Below are 5,552 nucleotides of genomic sequence, written 5' to 3'. Positions count from 1 at the left end.
CGCCGTGCCCGCGCCCGCCCCGGCGCCGGTATCGGACGAGGCCCGCCGCGCCGAGGCCGAGCGGCGGATGGAAGAACGCGGCGGCAGCCGGGGCGATCTGAATTTCACGCTGGAATGGTCCACCACCGACGATATCGACCTCTACGTCACCTGTCCCACCGGGGCGACCGTGTCCTATCTGAACCGCGGCGACTGCAACGGGGTTTACGACCTCGACGCCAATGTGCTGCGCGCCGAGGCGATCAGCGACCCGGTGGAAAACATCGTCTTCACCGACGCGCCCAACGGGCTGTACCAGGTGCGCGCGCATCTCAAGAGCGAGCGTACCGAAGGTGCCAAACAGGTGATATTGCACGTGCTGCGCCGCAATGGACCTTCGCAGAGCTATGAAGGTATGCTGGGGGACGGGCAGGTGGAATGGACAACCAACATAAGCATTTCAAGGTAGGGTCGATGCAGAGCTCTCATCATCTGGCGCAGCTTGCCGACTGGCGGGACGAGATCACGCTGGTGCCCTGGTCGGGCACGCAGATGCTCGATTTCGGCTTCACGCTGGATGCGCTGGAACTGCGCAGCGCGCGGTTCATCGAACGGGTGGTCGGCGGCGAGGGCGACGTGCAGGAATGGGCGCTGCTGCCGCTGACCGGCGATGCCGAGGCCGATGAAACGGTCGAGGCCGCGGCGCGCGAGGATGACGACGAATATGCGGTGCGCGCGGTCTCGGCGCTGGAGCCCTACCTGGCGAAATGGGTGCCGGTCCCGGTGCTGCGCATCCGCAACGACCGCGGGCCGGGGGGCGAGGAACGCTATGATCCCGGACCGACCTCCTGGGCGCGGATCCGGGTGGTGGAACTGGACGAGCCCGATCCCGAAACCGGCCATACCCATCGCGTGCAGCTGGCGCTGGACACCGCGCTGACCGATGCCGAACAGCCGCTGCAATACGTTGCCCCGGAACGCGCCGATGCCGAGAAATCCCGCGATTTCCGCTTTGTCTCGGATCCCGAGCGGATGGACTGGTTCCTGCGGCGTCTGGAACAGGCCAGCGACGGCGAAATCCTCGACCTGCAGAAATGGGTGTCGGACTGGCTGGACGACCTGTTCATGTCGTTCAAGCGCGCCGAGCGGCCCGGCCGCAAGATCAGCCACGAAACGCTGCCGCACAAATTCGAACACTGGGCGCGCTACCTGGCCTTCCTGCGGCTGATCGACCACGCGGTGAAGATCCCGCGTATCCGCTTTGCCAATACCGTCAGCGCCCGCGAGGGTGTGACCCCGGTCGAGGTCGAACTGGTGCTGGATGTCGGCAATTCGCGCACCTGCGGCATATTGATCGAACGGTTCCCCGGCGAATCCCGTTTGGACCTGGCGCGCAGCTATCCGCTGGAAATCCGCGACCTGTCGCGCCCTGAATTCCACTATTCCGGCCTGTTCGAAAGCCGGGTGGAGTTCTCTGAACACCGCATGGGCGATGAACGCTTTGCCAGCCGGTCGGGGCGGCGCAACGCCTTCCTGTGGCCCTCGATCGTGCGCACCGGCCCCGAGGCGCTGCGCCTGGTGGCCGAAGAGGAAGGCACAGAAACCGCCTCGGGCCTGTCCAGCCCGAAACGCTATCTGTGGGACGATCAGCCGGTGCAGCAGGATTGGCGGTTCCATCACCATAACGATCCCAACAACCTGCCGAAATCGCTGCGTGCGGCGATGCAGCACCTGAACGAGGCCGGCGATGTGCTGGATCAGATCAGGGCCGATGAGGCCGCGCGCCTGCGCCCGCGCGGCAAGACACCGATGGCGCCGGCGATCCGCCCGCGTTTCGCCCGCGCGGCGCTGTTCGGCTTCATGCTGTCCGAGATCATCGCCCATGCGCTGATCCAGGTGAACGCGCCCGCCTCGCGCGCCCGCCGCCCGCAATCGGAACTGCCGCGCCGGCTGGACCGGATCATCCTGACCCTGCCCACCGCGACGACGGCGCAGGAACAGGCGATCATCCGCTCCAAGGCCAAGGGCGCGCTGACGCTGGTGTGGGAGATGCTGGGCCTGAAGGATGGCGAAAGCGCGATCAGCCGGATGCCCGAGCTGATCGTCGAATGGGACGAGGCCAGCGCCACCCAGCTGGTTTATCTCTATTCCGAGCTGACGCAGAAATTCGACGGCCGCATCGACCGCTTTCTCAAGCTGAAGGGCACACCGCGCGCGCGCCCCGGCGGGCAGGCGGCCGAACCGTCGCTGCGGCTGGCCAGCATCGACATCGGCGGCGGCACCACCGACATGATGGTGACCACCTATTGGGGCGAGGCCGGCCGGGTGTTGCAGCCGGTGCAGAACTTCCGCGAAGGCTTTCGCGTCGCCGGGGACGAGCTGCTGCAACGGGTGATCGCCAGCGTGATCCTGCCCGGCCTGCAAGCGGCGATCGAGGCGGCCGGCGGGCGCTTTGCCGGCGAAAAGCTGCGCGAGTTGTTTGCCGGCGATATCGGCGGGCTGGATCAGCAAAGCGTGCAGAAACGTCGGCAATTCGCGTTGCGGGTGCTGATGCCGGTGGCGGTGGCGATCCTGAAGACCTGCGAAACCGCCGAGGAACTGGACCAGCTGAGCCTGCCGGTCGCCTCGGTGCTGCCGCTGGCGCAGGGCGAAGACCCCGATGGCGTGCCCAACACGCTGGTCGCCTATCTGGAAGAGGCGGCGCAGGGCCTGGGCGCGGCCGAGTTCCGGCTGGCCGATGTGACGCTGAATTTCACCCGCGAGGATGTCGACGCCGCCGCGCGCGAGGTGTTCCAGCAGGTGCTGAGCAACATGGCCGAGGTGATCGAACATCTGGGCGTCGACGTGGTGCTGTTGACCGGGCGGCCGTCGCGCCTGCCGGCGGTGCGCTCGATCCTCGAAGAGATGCTGGTGGTGCCGCCGCATCGCCTGGTCTCGATGCACGCCTACAAGACCGGGCGTTGGTATCCGTTCCGCGACCCGGTGACCCAGCGCATCGGCGATCCGAAATCGACCGTGGCGGTGGGCGGCATGCTGATCGCGCTGTCGGAATCGCGCATCCCCAACTTCAAGGTCGAAACCCGCGCCTTCCGTATGCGGTCCACCGCGCGCTATATCGGCGAGATGGACAGTTCGGGCCAGATCACCGCCGACCGGGTGCTGTTTGCCGATGTCGATCTCGACGCGCGCAAGACCGCCGGCGACATGCTGGCGGAACTTACCATGTATACGCCGGTTTATCTGGGCGCGCGGCAGCTGCCGCTGGAACGCTGGTCGACCACGCCGCTCTACCGGCTGGACTTTGCCACCGCCGCCGCCGAGGCGCGCGCGCCGCTGCGGGTGACCTTCGAACGCACCGAGTTCGATGGCGACCCGGAACTGGAAACGCCGGAAACCGCGCTGCGCCGCGAGGCGATGCGCGAGGCATTCACAGTTTCCGAGGTGGAGGATAGTGAAGGTACGGCGATGAAAACCAGCGAAGTGAAACTCAGATTGCAGACGCTGGGTTTTGAAGATGACTACTGGATCGACACGGGTCTATTCCGGCTGTGAGTGAGGGGCGATGAGCACAGAGGAACAGGACAGGCTGGCGGCGGACTGCGCTCGGGTGGGGGATCTCACCCGTCAGGCGCTGGCCTGGATCGGCGCGCCGGAAAATGCCGCGCTGGTCGGGGCCGAGGCGCGCTCGCTCACCCGGATGATGCGCAAAAGCGCCCGGCGGGCGAAACGGCTGGCGACCTCGGCGGTGACGCCGATGTCGGTCAGCGTGTTCGGCCCGTCGCAGGCCGGTAAATCCTTTCTGGTCTCGGTGCTGGCGCGGCCGGCGCAGGGCCGGCTGGTGGGCGATTTTGCCGGGCCGGACGGACAGCTTGACTATATCAGCCAGGTCAATCCCGAAGGCGAGGGCGAAAGCACCGGCCTGGTCACCCGCTTTACCATGCGCAAAGAGCCGACGCCCGAGGGCTTTCCGATCCGGCTGAGCCTGCTGAGCGAGGCGGATATCATCCGCACCATCGTCAATTCCTTCTTCAATGACGGCGATGAATCCGAGGTTCCACCCGACGCGTTGGAATTGTCGGCGCATCTGGACAGTTACAAGGCCAGGGCTGGCGGGGCGCAGCCGGGGCTGGACGCCGAAGAAGTGCACGAGATCGGCGAATATATCGAAAACGTCTTCCGCAAAAGCGCCTATGCCGCCGCGCTCAAACCGTTCTGGGACGAGGCTGCCGAGATCGCACCGGCGCTGACCCTGGCCGAACGGGTCGGGTTCTTCTCGATCCTCTGGGGCGGGCATGCGGCGCTTGGCGAACTTTACGGCCAGCTGGCCGCTGCGCTGGCGCGGCTGAACCACGCGGGAACCGTCTATGCCGAGCTGTCGGCACTGGTGCCGCGCGAACAGTCGATCATCGACGTCAAAACCCTCACCGGGCTGCGTGGCGCCGATGTCGGCCCGCCGCTGAAGGTGCAGACGGCGGGTGGGCTGCAGGTGACCCTGCCGCGCGCCGAACTTTGCGCGCTGGCCGCCGAACTGGTCTTCCCGATGGCCGAACAGCCTTCCGAGCTGTTCGGGCGCACCGACCTTCTGGACTTTCCCGGTGCCCGCAACCGGTTCGAGGAACCGCTTTCCAAGACGCTCGGCAATCTCGACAAGAACCTGCACGAGCTGCTGCTACGCGGCAAGGTCGCCTACCTGTTCGACCGCTATGTCGAAAACCAGGAAATCACCTCGATGCTGCTTTGCGTGCCGGGCAGCAACATGGAAACGCTCGACCTGCCGGGGCTGGTCGACAACTGGATCGCGCTGACCCATGGCGACCGGCCGGAGCTGAGGGCACAGACCGACAACGTGCTGTTCTTCGTGCTGACCAAATTCGACATGCAGCTCAGCGACAGCGCCGCCGATGGCGGCGAGGTCACAAGGTTCGAACGGCGGATGAAAGCCTCGCTGCTGGAACGCTTCGGGCGCGGGCAGGACGGCTGGGTCGAGGAATGGACGCCGGGCCAGCCCTTCGACAATTGCTATTGGCTGCGCAACCCGAACTATTTTGTCGACGGGCTGATCGAATATGATGACTCCCGGCGCGAATTGCGCCTGCGCCCGGAAAAAGAGGCCCGGATTGCCGAACTGAAGGCCGGCTGTCTGGCCGCAGTGCCGGTGCAACGCCACTTCGCCGAACCCGAAGCGGCCTGGGACGCGGCACTGGCGCTGAATGATGGCGGCGTGTCCTACCTGACCGGGGCGCTGGCGCGGGTCTGCAAACCCGACAGCAAGCTGCGCCAGATCCGGGTGCAGCTGGACCAGATCGCCGCCGAGTTGCTGCGCGCCATCGCGCCCTTCCACGTCTCTGACGATGTCGAACAGCGCCTGGCCCACAGCCAGGAGGCGGCGACCCTGGTGATCGACGATCTGGAACTGGCGCTGTCGCGGCACCGCTTTGGCGCGGTGCTGGCGGCATTGATGGTCGACCAGGACGAAATCGAAAGCCGCATCGCCCGCGTGCCCAGCTCGGTGCGGATCACCAGCGCGGTCAGCGCCGCAACCACCGCGGCGCCGGGGCCGCAGCGCCCCGGCC

The 5,552-nt window shown here is 66.4% G+C and carries 2 protein-coding genes and 1 pseudogene; all 3 read left to right on the top strand.

The features are described from left to right. Window positions 1-448: pseudogene (locus CVM52_RS27140) on the top strand (hypothetical protein); the annotation flags it as partial. A gap of 5 nt (window positions 449-453) precedes the next feature. Further along, a complete protein-coding gene (locus CVM52_RS23100) occupies window positions 454-3,531 on the top strand; it encodes a virulence factor SrfB (RefSeq protein WP_100164704.1) in 3,078 nt (1,025 codons plus the stop codon). A gap of 10 nt (window positions 3,532-3,541) precedes the next feature. After that, window positions 3,542-5,552, top strand: a 2,011-nt coding sequence (locus CVM52_RS23095; protein WP_100164703.1) for a virulence factor SrfC family protein, incomplete at its 3' end; no start/stop codon positions are given.

It is taken from the genome of Pseudooceanicola lipolyticus (genome assembly GCF_002786325.1).
GTDB classification, from domain to species: domain Bacteria; phylum Pseudomonadota; class Alphaproteobacteria; order Rhodobacterales; family Rhodobacteraceae; genus Pseudooceanicola_C; species Pseudooceanicola_C lipolyticus.
Note: the sequence above shows the minus strand (reverse complement) of the source record. Positions and strands in the feature narration are given on the sequence as shown.

Bases quoted from the DNA above. Each gene is read 5' to 3' on its own strand.
- CVM52_RS23100 (WP_100164704.1), top strand. From the start codon at position 454: ATGCAGAGCTCTCATCATCTGGCGCAGCTTGCCGACTGGCGGGACGAG.